The sequence below is a fragment of the Pseudomonas sp. 7P_10.2_Bac1 genome, assembly GCF_025465935.1.
In the GTDB taxonomy this organism is placed as follows: Bacteria; Pseudomonadota; Gammaproteobacteria; order Pseudomonadales; family Pseudomonadaceae; genus Aquipseudomonas.
Genome location: NZ_JANLNV010000034.1, coordinates 13,668 through 31,394, shown reverse-complemented (window position 1 = coordinate 31,394; position 17,727 = coordinate 13,668). Strand labels below are relative to the sequence as shown.

The following is a 17,727-nucleotide window of genomic DNA, read 5'->3' as shown; positions in this document are numbered from 1 at the left end:
TTTGTAGGGGCGAGCTTGCCTCGCGATCTTTTAATGGCCCTAAAGCTCGCGCCTACAGAAATAACCGGTAATCCTCTGCCCGAGCGCCACAGCCATCCTCCACTAGCCTTAAGCGTTCACTCCGGGCAAGGACGCTCATGATGCTGGCCATATTCCGCGCTTTCAGTGGGCTTTTGCTCGCGCTACTCAGTTTCAACTCCCTCGCAAACCCCTGCGCCGACGCGCAAACCCTGCGCCAGCAACTCAAAGTCTGGGACGACAGTTACCACCGCCTGGGAGTTTCTCTGGTCAGCGATGCGGTGTATGACTCATTGCGCAGCCGCCTGGAGCATTGCCTTGCTGTGGATAACCCGCTGCAGACAGCTAGCGGCCCTGTGCCTCATCCCGTGGCACAAACAGGGCTGGCCAAACTGGCGGATGAGCGCGCTGTTGAAGACTGGATCAAGGGCCGCCAGGACGTGTGGTTGCAACCCAAAGTGGATGGTGTGGCGGTCACGCTAATCTACCAGCAAGGGCAACTGGAACGCGTCATCAGCCGCGGCGACGGACTAACCGGGCAGAACTGGACGGCTGCGGCACAGGTCATCAGTGCCATCGCGCAACGCTTGCCGCAGCCTGTGGACCTCGTGCTGCAAGGTGAACTCTACTGGCGAGTGCCCGGCCATATTCAGGCCAAGGCGGGCAGCGTCAATGCCCGCAGCACCGTGGCCGGGTTGATGGCCCGCCATGCGTTGAGCCCCGAACAGGGCCAGGGCATTGGCTTGTTCGTCTGGGATTGGCCCCAAGGCCCCCATGACCAGCACACACGATCTACACAATTAGCCGAACTGGGCTTCATCGACAGCCAGGTCTACAGCCAGCCCATCAAGCACTTTGAGGATGCCCGACAATGGCGCGAGCATTGGTTTAACAGCCCGCTGCCGTTCGCCAGCGATGGCGTGGTGTTGCGCCAGGGCCAACGGCCTGCTGCCGAGCGCTGGCAAGCCAAGCCGCCCAACTGGGCCGCCGCGTGGAAGTATCCGCATGCCCAGGCGCTGAGCGAAGTGCGCAAGGTCACGTTCAACATTGGCCGTACCGGGCGCATCACCCCCATGCTGGAACTGACCCCTGTGCGCCTTGATGACCGGACAATCAAGCGCATCAGCGTGGGTTCGCTACAGCGCTGGCAGCAACTGGACATTCGCCCCGGCGACCACGTAGCCATCAGTCTGGCAGGCATGACCATCCCCCGGCTGGACAGCGTGGCCTTGCGCGCCAGTGAACGGGTTGATGTCAACGCGCCCAACCCCAAAGACTTCCATGCCCTAAGCTGCTGGCAGGCGACGGCGGGATGCGAAAGTCAGTTTTTGGCGCGGCTCAATTGGCTCAGCGGGAAAAAGGGGTTGGCCATGCCGTTTGTCGGGCCCGGCACCTGGCATACGTTGATTCAGGAGGGCCACATCAACAACCTGCTGGATTGGTTGACCCTGGACAGCGTTCAGCTTGCTAACATGACCGGTTTCGGCACGCGCAGCAGCGAACGTTTGCTGGCAAGCCTGCATACGGCACGGCAACAACCGTTTGAGCGTTGGGTCAAAGCCATAGGCTTGCCGCCCACGGGGGACGCGCCGCTGGGGCAGTCATGGCAAGCGCTGGTTGCCCGCGACGAGCAGGCCTGGCAGGCGTATCCAGGTATTGGTGCGCATCGGGCGGCACAACTGAGCCAGTTTTTGCGCGAGCCGAAGGTACAGGCATTGAGTGAACAGTTGCGTGCGGCAGGCATTGCCGGTTTCGACTAGACACCGCGCCGCAGCGTTTCCCGAGGCGTATGCTGCGTCCGGGCTTTTTGAATTGTGTTTAGGGTCATTATTTTTGTCACGGAGCTTTTTATGAAACGTTTTTCACCGCTCGTCCTTTTTACTGTATGCGGTCTGCTGGCCGCCCCTGTTATGGCTGCCGATGAAGCCCCGGAACTGACGGGTTGCGCAGCCAAAAAGCAAGCCATCACCTTGCAGCTTGAACAGGCCCGTGCCCATGGCAACAGCGATCAGGCCGCAGGCCTGGAAAAAGCCCTGAGCGAAGTCACAGCGAACTGCACGGACGCCGGCCTGCGTAAAGAGCGTGAAAACAAGGTGCTCGACGCCAAGCACGAAGTCAGCAAGCGCCAGGCCGACCTGGACAAAGCCATGAAAAAAGGCGACCCGGAGAAAATCGACAAGCGTAAAAACAAACTCGCAGAGTCGCGCAAAGAGCTGCAAGAAGCGCTGGATCAGCTGGACAAGTAAGCCGCTGAACGACCCTGTAGGAGCGAGCTTGCCTCGCGATCTTTTAAACAATCAAAAGATCGCGAGGCAAGGGCTTGTGCCCACTCAATGATTCCTGAATGCCTTGTGGCATGCACTGCAAGTGTCCTGAACCTTCTGCACCGCAGGCGTCAGGTTGCTGGCTGAGTACGGCTGCTGCTGACTGGCGATCACCAGCGCTCCCGTCGCAGTTTCCAGCTCTCGCGCCAACGCTTGAAAGCGCGCCTGTTGCTGCCAGACAGCATCAGTGGCACTGGTTTGATCCGAGTCCTTGACCTGAGGAAAATGCGCCCACGGCTGGTAAGCCAGAGCGTCCAGTTGCATGGCCGCTTCGGCAAAGCGCGGACCGTCGAACGGCACACGGCCTTTCAACATGCCGCTCAGCTCTTCGCTGGTACTGAGCATCTGTTTGAAAATCGCTTTGCGCTGACCCAGCGGTGAGTCGGGATCAATGCCGCCGCACGCCGCCAACGCCAGGCAGGTCAGCAACACTATGGAACATTGTTTAAACGTCATGGTGGCTTCACGTCACGAAAATCGGTTGCCAGTATCCCCGTGTCACACGCAAAGACCAATACCCCTATTAAATATACGGATTGCCTCGACGGTCATCTGACCTCGGCAACCCTTGAAGGAACATCGCTGATGAGATCACTTTTCAAGCCTCTAGCGTGGGCGCTGCCAGTTGTCATGTTGCTGGCCGGGTGCAATGGCACCGACAAAGACACCGCCAAACCTGTCCCTCATACCACCTACAGCAAGGCCGACTGGAGCGCGCTGCCGGAAGTAACCGGCGTTGACCTGCAAAATGGTTTTGCCTCCTGGCGCAGCGCCTGCACGCGACTCAAGGCCGACCCTAACTGGGGCAGCCTTTGCAGCGCCGCCGCCAGCTTGCCGGCCAACCCAAGCGTGGCTGAGGTCAGCAGCTTTCTGCAAACCCACTTGGATGTGTACAGCTTGCGCTCGGCCGAGGGCAGCAGTGACGGCTTGATCACCGGCTATTACGAACCGGTCTACCCCGGCAGCTTGAAACAGACCGCCACTGCCAACGTCCCGATTTACGGCGTGCCGTCTGATTTGATCGTGGTGAACCTGGACAGCATCTACCCCGAACTCAAGGGCAAGCGCTTGCGCGGTCGGCTTGAGGGGCGTGTGCTCAAGCCCTATGACACCGCTGAAACCATCTACAGCAAAGGGCTCGATGCGCCGGTGCTGGCGTGGCTGACCGACCCGATGGACCTGCAGTTTTTGCAAATCCAGGGCTCGGGCCGTGTACAACTCGAGAATGGCCGCCAACTACGCATCGGCTACGCCGACCAGAACGGTCACCCCTACAAACCGATTGGCCGCTGGTTGGTGGAACACGGCGAGCTTAAAAAAGAAGACGTCACCATGGGCAGCATTCACGCGTGGGCAGTGGCTCACCCTGAACGTGTGCACGAACTGCTGGCCAGCAACCCCAGCTACGTGTTTTTCACCCAAAACCCTGACAGCAACGAAGGCCCGCGCGGCTCGTTGAACGTCCCGCTGACCGCGGGCTACAGCGTGGCAGTCGATCGTACCGTCATCCCGCTGGGCAGCCTGTTGTGGCTCTCGACTACCCAGGCAGACGGCCAGCCGATCATTCGCCCGGTCGCGGCTCAAGACACCGGCGGCGCCATTGCGGGCGAAGTGCGGGCAGACTTCTTCGTCGGCACCGGCCCACAAGCTGGTCAGATCGCCGGCGACATGAAGCAGAAAGGCAATATCTGGCTGTTGTGGCCTAAAGGAGCAGCCCTGCCGCAATAACAACCAATTCCTTTGTAGCGAGCTTGCCTCGCGATCTTTTAAAAAATCAAAAGACCGCGAGGCAGTAGCTCCTACCAGGGCTGGGAGTCAGACAAGTCTGCTTCTCAGCCTGGAAAACTCCTGAAAATCCATCCTGGCTTGTTCCTGCCCACATCGCGGAATAGTCTCGATCTTCGCTGTTTTATCGAGACATCCCATGAATAACAAAGCGGTTATCGTCTTCAGTGGCGGGCAAGATTCGACGACGTGTCTATTACAGGCACTGCCCCTTTATGACGAAGTGCACTGCGTTACCTTTGATTACGGTCAACGCCATCGGGCTGAGATAGACGTTGCGTTGGCACTTTCAAAACAGCTGGGCATCACACATCACACCGTGCTGGACGCCTCCTTGCTGAATCAATTAACAGTCAGCAGCCTGACCCGCGACGATATGGCAGTGCCTGACGCGTCAGAGGTGCACGGCGATTTGCCTAGTACCTTTGTGCCGGGGCGAAACATTGTGTTTCTGACCCTGGCCTGTATTTATGCCTATCAAGTGCAAGCCAGGACAGTCATCACGGGCGTATGTGAGACCGACTTCTCGGGCTACCCCGACTGCCGCGACGAGTTCGTGAAGTCGCTTAACCAGGCCATAGCACTGGGCATGGCCTACGAAGTAAACATCGAAACGCCTCTAATGTGGTTAAACAAGGCCGAAGTGTGGGCACTGGCAGATACCCATCATCAACTGGAGCTGGTACGTGATCAGACACTGACCTGCTACAACGGCCTTAAAGGTGCAGGATGCGGCCGTTGCGCAGCCTGTGACCTGCGCGCAAAAGGCCTGACTGATTATTTGAACAACACCGCGCACGTTCGGCAAAGCTTGAGGGCAAAGCTACAAAAAACTGCGTAATCACTAGTCCCTCCAGAACTATCAATACGTTAGCGTATTGATAGTTCACGCGTACCATCAGGACATTGATTTACTTTCAACAGCTATATAGTTATTAAAAAGCGCTCTAACACCATAAGCCGGGAACACATTAAACAATGCAAAGCACACTTTTATAATAACCTGAACAACGATTATGTCGATAATCAGGCTGGTTTCCATAACACCATAAAACGCCAGAAAGCAAAAAATAAAGCTGTCAATGATAACCGCGACAAAGGTACTCAGAAAGACCCTGAGAAACAGATACTTCGAGTTAGTCAACTCTTTAATTTTGCACAGCAAATAGGTATTAACGTATTCCGATACCAGGAAGGAAATCAATGAAGCGATCAGCACCGAAGACATGTGCCCGATAACCTGGTTGTAGGGCTCATCCAACTTCCAGTCGGAAAGGCCCGGCAGATGCGTTGTCACACTGAGCATCGCAATAATGATCGCATTGCTCAAGAACGCAAAAAATATAGCCCTTCTTGCAAGCCTAAGCCCATAGAACTCGTTGAGCACATCGACAACCAGAAAGGTCAACGGATATAAAAAAGCACCCGCGGTTACCACAACACCTGGCCATTCCAAAAAAATAGGCTTTGTTGCCGCAATATTGGTGAACATATAGAGAGTAAACAACATCAGGTTCAAAACCACATATATCATCCATGAGCGCTCATGGCGATCTTTGAAGTCGTAGGCGGTCACCGGATTTTCTTGCGAGTAAAACTTTTTATAAATCGTCTTGATTTCAACAGAACTAAGATCGTCCATGATACTACTATTAAGCAACGGCGCCATTTTCACTTTGATGACTTTGCCGGTTGCCACCACCATAATAATGACCGACCTTCTATTGTTTTCAAAACCGAGCAATTTGTACCTGGAATTATCAGCCTCGCATTTACAGTTCACTAAAGCGCTCCTCAACAATATGCCCAATCACACATACATCGCTCGACTCAATATTTTCAGCCCTCACGATACGAACGGTTAAACTTTTAGTGTCATATGCCAAATGATCACCGCACCCGCTTATATGGCCTTTATGCACAATCAAGACATCCCCTTCGCCATAGGATTCGTAGCGTTGACACTCTAAAACCACAGCCAGCACATTATGAACCGCACCAAAATAATAGGTGAGCGGGAAACGCGTCACCAAGTCACCAATGGTGTTGTCTAGACAGTGAATTAACTGCTTCTCCTTTATCACAGGGACCGCAGCCGGATTCATATTGCCTTCAATAGACAAACTGCGGTCCAGAACTTCTTTCGCCTCGAAATCTACCTGTTCAATCTCGTCATAGGACACCCCAAAAAAGTTGGATATCTTCCGCACGGTGGAGTGCTGAACATTTGACACCCTACCTTCTAAAATATTGTAAATAGTTGTCCGTGTCAGACCACTGGCAAGGCACAAAGACAGCTGTGTTTCACCGCGACTTTTGATCAGATAACGAATATTACTTTTTAAGTTTTCGTTCTTTTCTTTTCGATGCACTTCTCCCCCTTAACCTACGCTTGGCATAAAAATGATGACAAAGCTTTTTCAGCGGTACACACACATAATTACCCGGCAATACGGGAAGCACCTTCAGATCATCATGGTGACTAATACTGCAAATATTTCAGCGACAACACCAGCAAGACAAGCATGACAAAACGTGTCAAAAAGGTTGATATCTTCTTACAGTGAAAGAACAATCCAGCGAACTTGTAGGAAAACCGAACAGCACTCCCCCTCAAACATTCATGAATCATCCGCAAACAAATTTATTATTGATCAACCAACATTAATCATTACTTTGAACAGGTGTTAAATTTTATGAGAAGCACCCACTTAATTTAACAAACAATCCTTCTGCGCCTATTCAGCATTTATCATTCATATATTTGGGATTTCCCGTGAAAAAAACAGCTCCGACTTCCGTCGACTCTGCCCCAGAAGACTCTGCAAGTGACCGGTTGTTGCTTGATCGTGCAGCCGCTGATCGGGCGCTCGACTTTTATCTGTCAGATACGGCACAACTTAAATTGACGTCATCGGCCATCACGACGTTCAAGGACAGCGCCGACCTTCAAGTCGCCTTGAGCTGTGCGTCTGATTTGCTGCGTAGCGCAGGAAGATCGGCCAAAGAAGTGAGCAATACCCTGAAGGGGGTCCAACGCGATCACGCGTTATTGCTCATCAGCATGGTTGAAATCGCCAGGCAGTACATTGAAGGCTCTCTGGATGGGCTGACAGCTTCATGGGAGTCAGCGCCAAAAAGAACCACCGAGCAAACGAACTGATTTTTTGCAGGAGCGAGTCTGCTCGCCCCTACAGGTCTACATCGACACAAAAAAGAAGCTGAAAATCAGGCCCATGCCGATGAACCACACGATCGAGCGCAACAGCGCCCAATCGGCCAGGTAGCAGATGATGTACAGCAAGCGGCTGGTGATAAATAACACCGCCAGCACATCAAGGGTGACGGGCTGGGCGTTGCCCACGTTGTGGGCAATGATCACTGCAGCAGCAAACGCCGGGGTCACTTCAAAGCTGTTGAGTTGAGCACTGTTGGCGCGTTTGGCAAAGCCTTCGAGGGTGTCGAGAAACGCGCGCGGGTCATGGTTTTGACGGGGGCCGAACTTGCCTTGGCTGAACTTGGCCAGGCCAGTGCACAGGTACGGCAAAAACAGGGCAATCAATACACACCAGAAGGCAACGGTCATGGAAGTTTCCCTTTTCTAGAGTTTCATCACGAGCATGCCGATCAGCACCAGCCCACAGGCTATGAGCCTCGGCCCGCCAAAAGGTTCTTTGAGATAACGCATGCCAAACAGCACCACCAGGATCACGCTGACTTCCCGCAAAGCTGCCGCTTCGGCAATCGAGCCCAGTTGCATGGCCCACAGCACCAGCGCGTAGCTGGCCAGTACACACACGCCCACTGCGACGCCCAAGCGCCATTGCGTGCGCCAGAACAACCCGAACGCTGCACGCTTGCGAGTTATCGCCAGCAACGGGAACGGCCACGCACTGATCAACGTCAGCCACACCAGATAATCCAGTGGGTGCGACCAGCGTTTAATCGCCTGACCGTCAAGGAAGGTATAGCAGCCGATACACAAACCAATCAGTGCAACGACTGGCAGCATCGACCAGGGCAACCGATCACCGCCACCGCCTCGCCACAGCAGGCAAGCCATGCCGCAAGGGATCATGAGAATGCCGATGATTTGGTACCCGCCAAGCACCTCTGCGGCAAAGATAAGGGTGAGCGCCAGCACCACAATCGGCGACAATCCGCGCATCAACGGGTACACCAGGCCCAGATCTCCGACCCGATAGGCACGGATCAGCAGCACACGGTAAAGCAGCTCGAACAGGGCCGAAGCCAGCATCCACGGCCAGATCTGCGGTGGTGGCACTGACACAACACCAACCAGTGCGACCACAGCCACCAGCGCCACGGTGTCCATGCAGGCCACCACCAGCAAACGCTCGCCGCTGAATTTGATCAAGGTATTCCAGATCGCGTGCAACAAGGCCGCGACCAGCACCAATGCCGTTGCCAGCACCGTCACCTCCTCTTGCCACCCGGAAAAATAAGTCTGGTTTGCCCACGGCTGTTTATACTGCAAACGTATTTGTCGTACTCTGTAACACACATCCCCATTCCAATAAAAACCAGCTCCCGGCGCATTCTTCACTGAAGGCTGAGGTTTGCTCACGCCTGCAACACGGGCCAACGATCATTATCTGGGACCTTGCGCATGCCACTTGCTTTACTCGCTCTTGCCGTCGCCGCCTTCGGTATCGGCACCACCGAATTCGTCATCATGGGATTGCTGCCCGATGTGGCCAGCGATTTGGCCGTCAGCATTCCACACGCAGGTCTTTTGATTACCGGCTATGCGCTGGGGGTGGTTTTTGGCGCACCGATTCTGGCCATCGCCACTGCCAATATGCCGCGTAAAGCTACGCTGTTGGGCATGACCGCGATGTTTATCCTGGGCAACGTACTGTGCGCGATCGCTCCAAACTACGCCTCATTAATGGCCGCCCGGGTGATCACGGCGCTGTGCCATGGCGCGTTTTTCGGGATTGGTTCGGTGGTTGCCGCAGGGTTGGTCGCCCCCAACAAGCGCGCGCAGGCGATTGCGCTGATGTTCACCGGCCTAACCCTGGCCAACGTGCTCGGCGTGCCACTGGGCACGGCTTTAGGCCAATACGCGGGTTGGCGCTCGACCTTTTGGGCTGTGTCGATCATTGGGGTGCTGGCGTTCGTGGCGCAATGGATCTGGCTGCCCAAAACCATCCCCATGGAAAAAAGCAACCTGGTGCGTGAGTTCCGCGTGTTGGGTAAAGCCAACGTGCTGCTGGCGCTGGGCATGAGCGTTCTGGCCTCCACCGCCCTGTTCAGTGTTTTCACCTACATTGCGCCGATCCTGCAGGACGTGACCGGCGTTAGCCCTCACGGGGTGACGTTCATGCTGCTGTTGTTCGGTGTCGGCCTTACCGCAGGCAGCCTCATTGGCGGGCGCCTGGCAGACCGCCGTCTGCTCGCGTCCCTGATGGGCATGGCTTTGGCGACAGTGCTGATTGCAGCTGTCTTTACCCAGACCAGCCATTCGCTGATCGCGACCGGCATCACCCTGGTGATCTGGGGCATGGTCGCCTTTGCCCTGTGTCCGATCCTGCAACTGCTGATTATCGATCAAGCCCATGAAGCCCCGAACCTGGGTTCGACGCTCAACCAAAGCGCGTTCAATCTGGGCAATGCAACAGGCGCCTGGCTTGGCGGTTTGGTGGTGGCCAGCGGCACTCAGCTGTCCTACCTGCCATGGACCGGGGCTATAGTGAGCTGCGCGCTGGTACTGACGGCGTTGTTTTATATCTACCGTCAGCGGGGTAAATCTGTTGTTGTCACACACGTCCCTTAAACTTTGAGCGATCTTTTATTTAAGCGATCTTTTAAACGTGGCGCGGGTCGAAACCGATAACTGATGTAGATCACACCGCCCACGGATGTGTCCCTGACACTTGCAGTTACATCAAACGTATAGCCCGACCCGGTCGGGCTTCCATTCACTCACGCCACCACAGGATCCCGGATGCTTGAGCTTGTTGCTGCGTTTATCTGCCTGACTTCACTACTCACGTACGTGAACTACCGTTTTATCGGCCTGCCGCCAACGATTGGCGTCATGGTCACAGCCCTTATGTTTTCACTGTTGCTGCAAGGGTTGAGCTTCCTCGGCTATCCGGGGCTTGAAGACCGTGTGCAAGAACTGATCGGCCAGATCGACTTCAGCGACTTGCTGATGAACTGGATGCTGTCGTTCCTGCTCTTTGCTGGCGCCCTGCACGTCAACATCAATGATGTGCGCAGCTACCGCTGGCCCATCGGCCTGCTGGCCACCTTCGGCGTGCTGATCGCCACCACCGTGATCGGCAGCCTCGCGTACTGGATCTTCGAGCTGTTCGGCTGGCACGTGAGCTTCTTGTACTGCTTGCTGTTCGGCGCGCTGATTTCTCCCACCGACCCGATTGCCGTGCTCGGTGTACTGCGGACCGCCAACGCGTCCAAACCATTGAAAACCACCATCGTCGGCGAGTCGCTGTTCAATGACGGCACCGCGGTTGTGGTGTTCACCGTGTTGCTGGGCATCGTGCAACTGGGCGAGACCCCGAGCATTGGCGCAACCGCCATGCTGTTCGCTCACGAAGCCATTGGCGGCGTGGTGTTTGGCGGCCTGATCGGGTACCTGGTGTACCTGATGATCAAAAGCATCGAGCAGTATCAGATTGAGGTGATGCTGACCCTGGCGCTGGTGATCGGCGGCTCGGCCATGGCCAGTGAGCTGCACGTGTCTGCGCCGATTGCGATGGTGGTGGCCGGGTTGATCATTGGCAACCTGGGCCGCAATAAGGCCATGAACGACATGACCCGTCGCTATATGGACGGTTTTTGGGAACTGCTCGATGACATGCTCAACGCACTGCTGTTTGCATTGATCGGCATGGAACTGTTGCTGCTGCCGTTCTCGTGGCTGCACTTGCTGGCGGCAGGCCTGCTGGCCCTGGCCATTCTGCTTTCGCGCCTGCTCACCGTGGCCCCGGCCATTGTATTGCTGCGCCGCTGGCGCACGGTGCCGCGTGGCACCATTCGCATTCTGACGTGGGGTGGCTTGCGTGGCGGTGTGTCGGTGGCATTGGCCCTGGCATTGCCATTGGGTCCGGAGCGTGACCTGATCCTGAGTATCACCTACATCGTGGTGCTGTCTTCGATCCTGCTTCAGGGCCTGACCATCGGCAAACTGGTCAGCCACGTCACCAAGGATGCGCCAGCTCCGGCTGAATCCGAACACGCGCATTAACCCTCGTTCCCTCCTCAAGTCCTTGCCAGGACTGCGATTTTTTAACTCGAGAATCGCAGTCCTGGCTTCATTTCATCCCCTTCCCAGCGTTTCCCGTCAGCTTGGCTACACTCCTTTCAAAATGTAAAAAAGCACGTCACAAAGGAGAGAGTGATGAGTACGTCTGCTGCCTACGCACCACCCCGGCGCCATCTCGGCGCTTACATAGTGATCATCACGGCGGTGATTGCTTTGTGCATTACTGCGTGGAGATTCTTTACCCCGTTATCTGGAATTACTGATTCTGGCGGGGCAATGGTCGCCATGCTGGCCGAGTTTGTGCTGTTCATTCTTGGCCTGTTGTTGATCAAGACAGGCTCTGGCGGTGCCAGGATTTTCTTTCTGTTCCTGGTCTGGGTTGGTGTCATCGGGACGTTTTTTGCCGCGTTGTTGCTACATGGCTGGTGGACAGCCGCCGTGCTGGTGGTGTGCGCGATAGGCGTCCTCATTGAAACGTTTGGCAGCAAGGAGCGCGTGTAATGAGCGGGATGAAAAAAAACCTTCTGGCAGCACCGGCACTCTGCATGCTGGCGGGGATTTCCACAGCACAAGCAGACACTTCCTACGTTGTTCCACCACCTCTTCTGGCTGAGTCCAACATTTCTGCTGAAGACGCCAAGCTGCCGATACCGACCGGTAAAGAGTGGGACACCTTCCACGGCCAACTCAGCTCGCAGAAGTACTCGCCACTGACGCAAATCAACAAGGACAACGTCGGACAGTTGAAGAAGGTCTGGCAGTATTTCACTGGCGACATGTCTGACGGCACCGGCAAAACACCGGCCACCGTCTGGTCTGCCACGCCTATTTTTGCCAACGATACGCTGTACGTGGGTACGCCTTTCTACCGGATCATTGCCCTCGAGCCCGAGACCGGCAAAGAAAAGTGGGTGTTTGACACCAAGTCCGCGCTGGTCGCTGAAACCCAGCCTGCACTGAAGTCACGGGGCGTGTCTTACTGGCAGGAGAAAAACCCGCAAGCCGGTGTGGCCTGTCAGAAGATGGTCTACCTGGGCAACATGACCGCGCAGCTGTATGCCGTGGACGCTGACACCGGCAAGCCGTGCGAAAACTTCGGCAAGAACGGGGTCGTGGATGTTAACCAGTGGAACAAGCAGAACAACAAATGGCCGTTGTCGCAGCTGCAGCCGCCAACCGTTATCGGTGACAAGCTGATCGTCGGCTGGGCCGGTAAAGACTGGGAGTACGAAGTCGAATCCCCAGGCTCGCTGTTTGCCCTGAACGCCCGCACCGGTGAACTGGAGTGGGAATTCAAGCCAATCCCTGAGGAAGAAGCGGGGAAAACCGGTACTGCCAACATCTGGACCGCCATGTCGTATGACCCGGCCCTGGGGTTGCTGTACATCCCTGTGTCCTCACCGTCGCCCAACTATTGGGGTGGCAACCGCACCAACCCAATCCCGCTGGGCACCTCGACCACAGCGCTGGATATCAACACGGGTAAAGTCGTTTGGTCACGTCAGTGGGTTCACCATGACCTGTGGGACTACGACATCAACTCAGCACCGACGCTGATGGACATCACAGTTAATGGCAAACCTGTGGCGGCGCTGGTTCAGGCGACCAAAATGGGCTTCCTGTTCACCGTTGACCGTCGTACCGGCGAAGACGTCTGGCCGATTGAAGAACGCCCAGTGCCTAAAGGCACAACCGACGGCGAAGTCTACTCGCCGACCCAACCGTTCCCGACCAAGCCTGCGCCATTGCTGGATCAGTCGAAAAAACCGGCTATCTGGAAAATCGCCGACATCGTTGGCTTTGGCCAGTGCAGCAAGATGTGGGACGGCCTGGAATATGACGGCATGTACTCGCCACCCACCACCAAAGGTGACGGCGTGCTGGCATACCCGGACAGCGCCGGTGGCGTGCAGTGGGGTGGCGTCGCGTTCGACCCGGTCAGCCAGGTTGCCATCGTCAACACCTCGCATATCGTGCAAATGATCAAGCTGTGGGATCGTGCTTCCTACGACAAGCAGCCTAAAGATTCCGGTAACGAAAACGGTTTCTACCCACAAATCGGCGCGCCTTACGGCATGTCGTTGGTCAATGCGCAGAACTGGGCCGGCATGCCGTGCTGGGCACCGCCATTCGGTGAACTGGTGGCGATCAACATGCAGACCGGTGACGTGAAATGGCGTCGCCCGATGGGTGCGGTTCAACAGTGGGGCTGGTACATGCCGCCAGACATGGGTTCGCCAACCATTGGTGGCCCGGCGGTGACAGCCGGTGGCGTGGTGTTCATTGGTGCCTCGATGGATGCCAAGGTTCGCGCCTACGCACTGGATGACGGTAAAGAACTGTGGTCTGACATCGTGATGGCTCCGGCCGTCGCCAACCCTGCGGTGTATGAATACAAAGGCAAGCAATACGTCGCCTTTGTCGCAGGCGGCAACTCGATCATGAAAGACCAGGTAGGCGACCAAGTGGTGGTGTACGCACTGCCGAAGTAAGAATTGGCGAGTTGTGACGGGTGGGAACGGGCTTGCTCGCGATGCCATCGATGCGGTGTACCAGACAGGCCGCATCGCCTGCATCGCGGGCAAGCCCGATTCCCACATGTTTAGGGGTACGGCCCTGAGTCAGGTTGTTATCTCCAGCCCTCGATGCGCGTTAACGGGGATGGAGTCATCGCGCTTCACATCGTCAGGTAGAAGTTGCATGCCAAACCTGCGGGATAGGCCGCTCGTATATCCCATCAAGAAGGCATCAATCCCCCCCACGAGTTGCGTCAGCCCTTTCTATCCTCCGCAATTGTTCATTGGCTCGCTCGGCGAACAATTCCAGTAACCCTTCCAACTGATGCACCGGCGCTTCATCGGCACGGGTCAACGCGTAGAGCGTGATGGGTAACGCCGGACTCAACGGACGAATCACCGTACTTGCCCGCGATGCACCCAGCGCAGTAAATGGATCAATAACGGCCAACCCCGCACCCGACTCGACCATCGCCCGCGCCAGCGAGTAGGTCTGCACTGCAATGCTGATGCGGGGCGGCGGCTCGATGGTTTTCAGGTAGCTGTCCAGCCGCGCAAACAACGGATCGGCGCTGCTCAGACCAATTAACGGGGCATCGGCCAAGTGCGCCAACGCCAGCGGCTCGCCTTCGTACTCATCACCCCAATAACCCTTGGGCGCCAGCGCCACCAGCACGCCGTGGGCCAAGGGCTGGGCTTTGAGCCCCGGGTGGTCTGGCAGCTTTAAGGTCAGGGCCACGTCCAGTTCACGCATCAGCAGGCTCTGCACCAGTTCACGGCTGTGCGCGCTCGCCAGTTCGCAGCGGGTCTCGGGATAGCGACGTGTCCACTCGCCAATCACCGGCGGCAACAATGACAGCGCCAGGGCCGGTGTGCTGCCAATGCGCAAGCGATGCCCCGGCGTGCGCCGCAGGCTTTCGGCCAAACGCTGCACGCCTTGCACGCTTTCGCTGACCTTTTCGACCTCACGCTCCAGCAGCAGCGCCTCGGGGGTCGGCTGCAGTTTGCCGCGTACCCGCAAAAACAGGGGGAACCCCAGTTGCAGCTCGGCATGCTGCAGCACTTTGCTCACCGCAGGTTGCGAAACGTGCAGCAGTTGAGCGGCAGCGCTGATGGAGCCGGTCTGTCGAATAGCCTGAAAAACTTCGATATGTCGCAAACGCATGGCGGCAGTCCATAACCTTTGTTTATGGGTGAAGCATCTTTAATCATTGTTCAGCACCTGTCACCTGCCCCTAATCTGAAAGCCGCACAACAGTGGGTGAGGACTGACATGGGACAGCGCGTTTGCATCATCGGCGGTGGGGTTATCGGGCTGGCAACGGCGTATGCGCTGGTGCGCGAAGGCTTTGAAGTGAGCCTTATCGAAGCCCGCTCCACGCTCGCCAGCCAGACCAGCTTCGCCAATGGCGGCCAGTTGTCATACCGCTATGTTGCGCCCCTGGCCGATGCCGGCGTGCCTTGGCAGGCGCTGGGCTGGATGCTGCGTGCAGACTCGCCACTCAAACTGCGCCCACGCATGGACCCGGCGCAATGGCGCTGGCTGGCGTCCTTTGTGGCCGCATGCCGAGGTTCGGTCAATCAGCGCAATGGCGCGCACCTGTTGCGTTTGGCGTTACTGAGCCAGGCCACCTTGCAGCAATGGCGTGAGGAAGATCACCTGGACGGTTTCGAATGGCGCCGCAACGGCAAGCTGGTGGCCTTTCGTGAACCGTCGCACTTTGCCAAGGCCCGTGAAAAAGTTATCCACAGCGTTCATCAACAGGCACTCTCTGCCAGCGAATGCGCAGCCCTGGAACCCGGCTTGCAGGGTTCTGGATTTGTTGGCGGCATTTACACCCCCGATGAAGAAGTTGGCGATTGCCATGCCTTCTGCCAGCAGTTGTACGCACGTTTGCAGGCGTCCGGGCGCTGCACCTTTTTACTGGGCAAGAGCGTGACTCGCCTCGAGCACGTCCAGGGCGAGATCAAGGCGGTGCACATGGGCGATGACGTGCTGCCGGTGGATCAACTGGTGCTGGCGGCCGGCCATAACAGCCCAGCCTTGAGCGTGCCGGGGCTTAATCTGCCGTTGTACCCGCTCAAGGGTTACAGCCTCACCTTGGCGCTGACCGACCCGAGTAAAGCGCCCAACGTGAGCATCACCGATTACGACCGCAAAATCGTTTACGCCCGCATTGGCGAGCAATTGCGCATTGCCGCCATGGTCGACATCGTCGGTTTCGACCCCACGCCCGACCCCAAGCGTCTCGCACAGATGCGCCAATTGGCCCAGAGCACGTTCCCGCAAGCTGGCGACTACCAGCACGCTCTTGAATGGGCCGGCATGCGCCCTGCCACGCCCAGCGGCGTGCCGATTCTCGGTGCCAGCGGCTATCGCAACCTATGGCTCAACCTGGGCCATGGCGCGCTCGGTTTTACCCTCGCCTGCGGCAGCGGGCGCTTGCTGAGCGAGCTGATTGCACACCGTAAAACCTCAATCGATCTGCACGGCCTGGCACTGCACGCCGCCTGACACCCACCTACATCACAAGGAAATGCCCGATGACCATTCACCGCATTCACAGTAATGACCGTTTAAGCGCCGCTGCGACCTACGAAGCTCTGGTGTTTCTGTCCGGGCAGGTGCCGACTGAAAGTGAAGACATTGGCGCACAAACCCAGGAAGTCCTGAACAAGATCGACGCCCTGCTGGCCGAAACCGGCAGCGACAAGGACCACATCCTCAACGCCACGATTTACCTGCAAAACATTGAGCGCGACTTTGCGCCAATGAACGCCGTGTGGTCCGCCTGGCTGACCGCCGGCAAGGCTCCCACCCGCACCACGCTGCAAGCCCAACTGGCGCGGCCGCAAGTGCTGGTGGAGATCAGCGTGATTGCCGTGCGTCGCTAATCAACTCGAAACCGGAGAATAACAAGATGAAAAAACTCACGTTGATCAGTTGCACCCTGGGCCTCGCGCTCAGCCAATCACTGCAGGCCAGCGAAGCGCCGTTGCAGGGTACGCTGAAGAAAATCGCCGATTCCGCAAGCATAACCCTGGGTTATCGCGATGCCTCCGTGCCTTTTTCCTACGTGGGCGACAACACCGGTAAACCCATGGGCTATTCGGTGGAACTGGCGAACAAAATCGTCGACCGCATCCAGCAAAAAGTCGGCGGCGAACCACTGAAGATCAAATACAACCTGGTGACCTCGCAAACCCGTATCCCGCTGGTGCAGAACGGCACCGTTGACCTGGAGTGCGGGTCGACCGGCGTGACCGCCGAGCGGCAAAAACAGGTGGCGTTTTCGTATGGTTTTATCTACGTCAAAGGCCAACTGCTGACCGCTAAAAACAGCGGCATCCAGGGCTTTGACGACCTGCGCGACAAGAACGTCGTCACCACTGCAGGCACCACCAATGAACGCTTCCTCAAGCGCTATAACGCTGACCACAAGATGAACATGAATGTGATCAGCGCCAAAGACCACGGCGAGGCGTTCAAAATGCTCGAAACCGGTCGCGCTGCGGCTTTTTATATGGACGACGCGCTGCTCTATGGCGAACGCGCCAAGGCCCGCGACCCACACAACTGGGTGGTGGTGGGCCACGAGCAATCGCGTGAAATCTACAGCTGCATGGTGCGCAAGGACGACCCGCAATTGCTGGCGGTGGTGAACCAGGCGCTGGCGGATCTGTACCAGTCGGGCGAGATCAACGGGATTTACCAACGCTGGTTTGAACAGCCAATTCCACCGAATGGCTTGAACCTGGAGTTTCCAATGACCGCCGAACTGAAACAGATCATCGCCAAGCCGGTGAGCGATCCGGTGGAGTAAGTTCG

The 17,727-nt window shown here is 56.8% G+C and carries 18 protein-coding genes; 12 read left to right on the top strand and 6 right to left on the bottom strand.

Annotated elements, in window-relative coordinates:
- Positions 1 to 140: 140 nt before the first annotated feature.
- Together ligB and NTD86_RS06590 are read left to right on the top strand one after the other, a co-directional pair.
- Positions 141 to 1,778 carry an NAD-dependent DNA ligase LigB gene (ligB, locus tag NTD86_RS06595; RefSeq protein WP_262201353.1) on the top strand — a complete coding sequence of 546 codons (1,638 nt, stop codon included), beginning with the start codon at positions 141 to 143 and terminating at the stop codon, positions 1,776 to 1,778.
- A gap of 90 nt (positions 1,779 to 1,868) precedes the next feature.
- Positions 1,869 to 2,264, top strand: coding sequence for a DUF1090 domain-containing protein (locus NTD86_RS06590; protein WP_262201352.1), 396 nt, complete (start codon positions 1,869 to 1,871; stop codon positions 2,262 to 2,264).
- 84 nt (positions 2,265 to 2,348) lie between these two features.
- Here the strand turns inward: NTD86_RS06590 and NTD86_RS06585 are convergent, their stop codons facing one another.
- A complete protein-coding gene (locus tag NTD86_RS06585) occupies positions 2,349 to 2,798 on the bottom strand; it encodes a c-type cytochrome (protein WP_262201351.1) in 450 nt (149 codons plus the stop codon).
- 129 nt (positions 2,799 to 2,927) lie between these two features.
- On the opposite strand from NTD86_RS06585, the gene NTD86_RS06580 reads away from it, so the two are divergent.
- Both NTD86_RS06580 and queC read left to right on the top strand, forming a co-directional pair.
- Entirely contained in the window at positions 2,928 to 4,070 is a 1,143-nt protein-coding gene (locus NTD86_RS06580; RefSeq protein WP_262201350.1) for a murein transglycosylase A, read from the top strand.
- Positions 4,071 to 4,266: 196 nt separating this feature from the next.
- Positions 4,267 to 4,968 carry a 7-cyano-7-deazaguanine synthase QueC gene (gene queC / locus NTD86_RS06575; RefSeq protein WP_262201349.1) on the top strand — a complete coding sequence of 234 codons (702 nt, stop codon included), beginning with the start codon at positions 4,267 to 4,269 and terminating at the stop codon, positions 4,966 to 4,968.
- Positions 4,969 to 5,025: 57 nt separating this feature from the next.
- Here the strand turns inward: queC and NTD86_RS06570 are convergent, their stop codons facing one another.
- A complete protein-coding gene (locus tag NTD86_RS06570) occupies positions 5,026 to 5,910 on the bottom strand; it encodes a queuosine precursor transporter (protein WP_262201348.1) in 885 nt (294 codons plus the stop codon).
- Positions 5,900 to 6,499, bottom strand: coding sequence for a helix-turn-helix transcriptional regulator (locus NTD86_RS06565; protein ID WP_262201347.1), 600 nt, complete (start codon positions 6,497 to 6,499; stop codon positions 5,900 to 5,902). Before NTD86_RS06565 ends, NTD86_RS06570 begins: the two co-directional genes overlap by 11 nt.
- A gap of 404 nt (positions 6,500 to 6,903) precedes the next feature.
- On the opposite strand from NTD86_RS06565, the gene NTD86_RS06560 reads away from it, so the two are divergent.
- Positions 6,904 to 7,290, top strand: a complete 387-nt coding sequence (locus NTD86_RS06560) for a DUF3077 domain-containing protein (protein ID WP_262201346.1) — start codon at positions 6,904 to 6,906, stop codon at positions 7,288 to 7,290.
- Positions 7,291 to 7,326: 36 nt separating this feature from the next.
- Here NTD86_RS06560 and NTD86_RS06555 read toward each other — a convergent pair whose 3' ends face one another.
- Positions 7,327 to 7,713 carry an MAPEG family protein gene (locus tag NTD86_RS06555; protein WP_262201345.1) on the bottom strand — a complete coding sequence of 129 codons (387 nt, stop codon included), beginning with the start codon at positions 7,711 to 7,713 and terminating at the stop codon, positions 7,327 to 7,329.
- A 15-nt stretch (positions 7,714 to 7,728) separates the two neighbouring features.
- On the bottom strand, positions 7,729 to 8,562 hold the full coding sequence (locus NTD86_RS06550; protein ID WP_262201344.1) for a DMT family transporter: 834 nt from the start codon (positions 8,560 to 8,562) through the stop codon (positions 7,729 to 7,731).
- A 195-nt stretch (positions 8,563 to 8,757) separates the two neighbouring features.
- Between NTD86_RS06550 and NTD86_RS06545 the strand changes: the two genes are divergently transcribed.
- The 4 genes from NTD86_RS06545 (at position 8,758) to NTD86_RS06530 (ending at position 13,874) form a co-directional block, all read left to right on the top strand.
- Positions 8,758 to 9,927, top strand: coding sequence for an MFS transporter (locus tag NTD86_RS06545; protein ID WP_262201343.1), 1,170 nt, complete (start codon positions 8,758 to 8,760; stop codon positions 9,925 to 9,927).
- A gap of 171 nt (positions 9,928 to 10,098) precedes the next feature.
- A complete protein-coding gene (locus tag NTD86_RS06540; protein ID WP_262201342.1) occupies positions 10,099 to 11,364 on the top strand; it encodes a cation:proton antiporter in 1,266 nt (421 codons plus the stop codon).
- 153 nt (positions 11,365 to 11,517) lie between these two features.
- Positions 11,518 to 11,883 (top strand): hypothetical protein, encoded by a 366-nt coding sequence (locus NTD86_RS06535; protein ID WP_262201341.1) that lies wholly within the window; start codon positions 11,518 to 11,520, stop codon positions 11,881 to 11,883.
- The gene (locus NTD86_RS06530; protein WP_262201340.1) at positions 11,883 to 13,874 is read left to right on the top strand and encodes a pyrroloquinoline quinone-dependent dehydrogenase; all 1,992 of its coding nucleotides are present in this window, start codon (positions 11,883 to 11,885) and stop codon (positions 13,872 to 13,874) included. The genes NTD86_RS06535 and NTD86_RS06530 overlap by 1 nt, the downstream gene beginning before the upstream one ends.
- Before the next feature lie 256 nt (positions 13,875 to 14,130).
- Here NTD86_RS06530 and NTD86_RS06525 read toward each other — a convergent pair whose 3' ends face one another.
- The gene (locus tag NTD86_RS06525) at positions 14,131 to 15,063 is read right to left on the bottom strand and encodes a LysR family transcriptional regulator (protein WP_262201339.1); all 933 of its coding nucleotides are present in this window, start codon (positions 15,061 to 15,063) and stop codon (positions 14,131 to 14,133) included.
- Positions 15,064 to 15,087: 24 nt separating this feature from the next.
- On the opposite strand from NTD86_RS06525, the gene NTD86_RS06520 reads away from it, so the two are divergent.
- From NTD86_RS06520 to NTD86_RS06510, 3 genes are read left to right on the top strand one after another with little or no spacing between them, the layout of a single operon-like run.
- Positions 15,088 to 16,413, top strand: coding sequence for a D-amino acid dehydrogenase (locus NTD86_RS06520; protein ID WP_262201338.1), 1,326 nt, complete (start codon positions 15,088 to 15,090; stop codon positions 16,411 to 16,413).
- A 29-nt stretch (positions 16,414 to 16,442) separates the two neighbouring features.
- Positions 16,443 to 16,793 (top strand): RidA family protein, encoded by a 351-nt coding sequence (locus tag NTD86_RS06515; protein WP_262201337.1) that lies wholly within the window; start codon positions 16,443 to 16,445, stop codon positions 16,791 to 16,793.
- Between the two features lie 26 nt (positions 16,794 to 16,819).
- Positions 16,820 to 17,722, top strand: coding sequence for a transporter substrate-binding domain-containing protein (locus NTD86_RS06510; RefSeq protein ID WP_262201336.1), 903 nt, complete (start codon positions 16,820 to 16,822; stop codon positions 17,720 to 17,722).
- Positions 17,723 to 17,727: the final 5 nt, after the last annotated feature.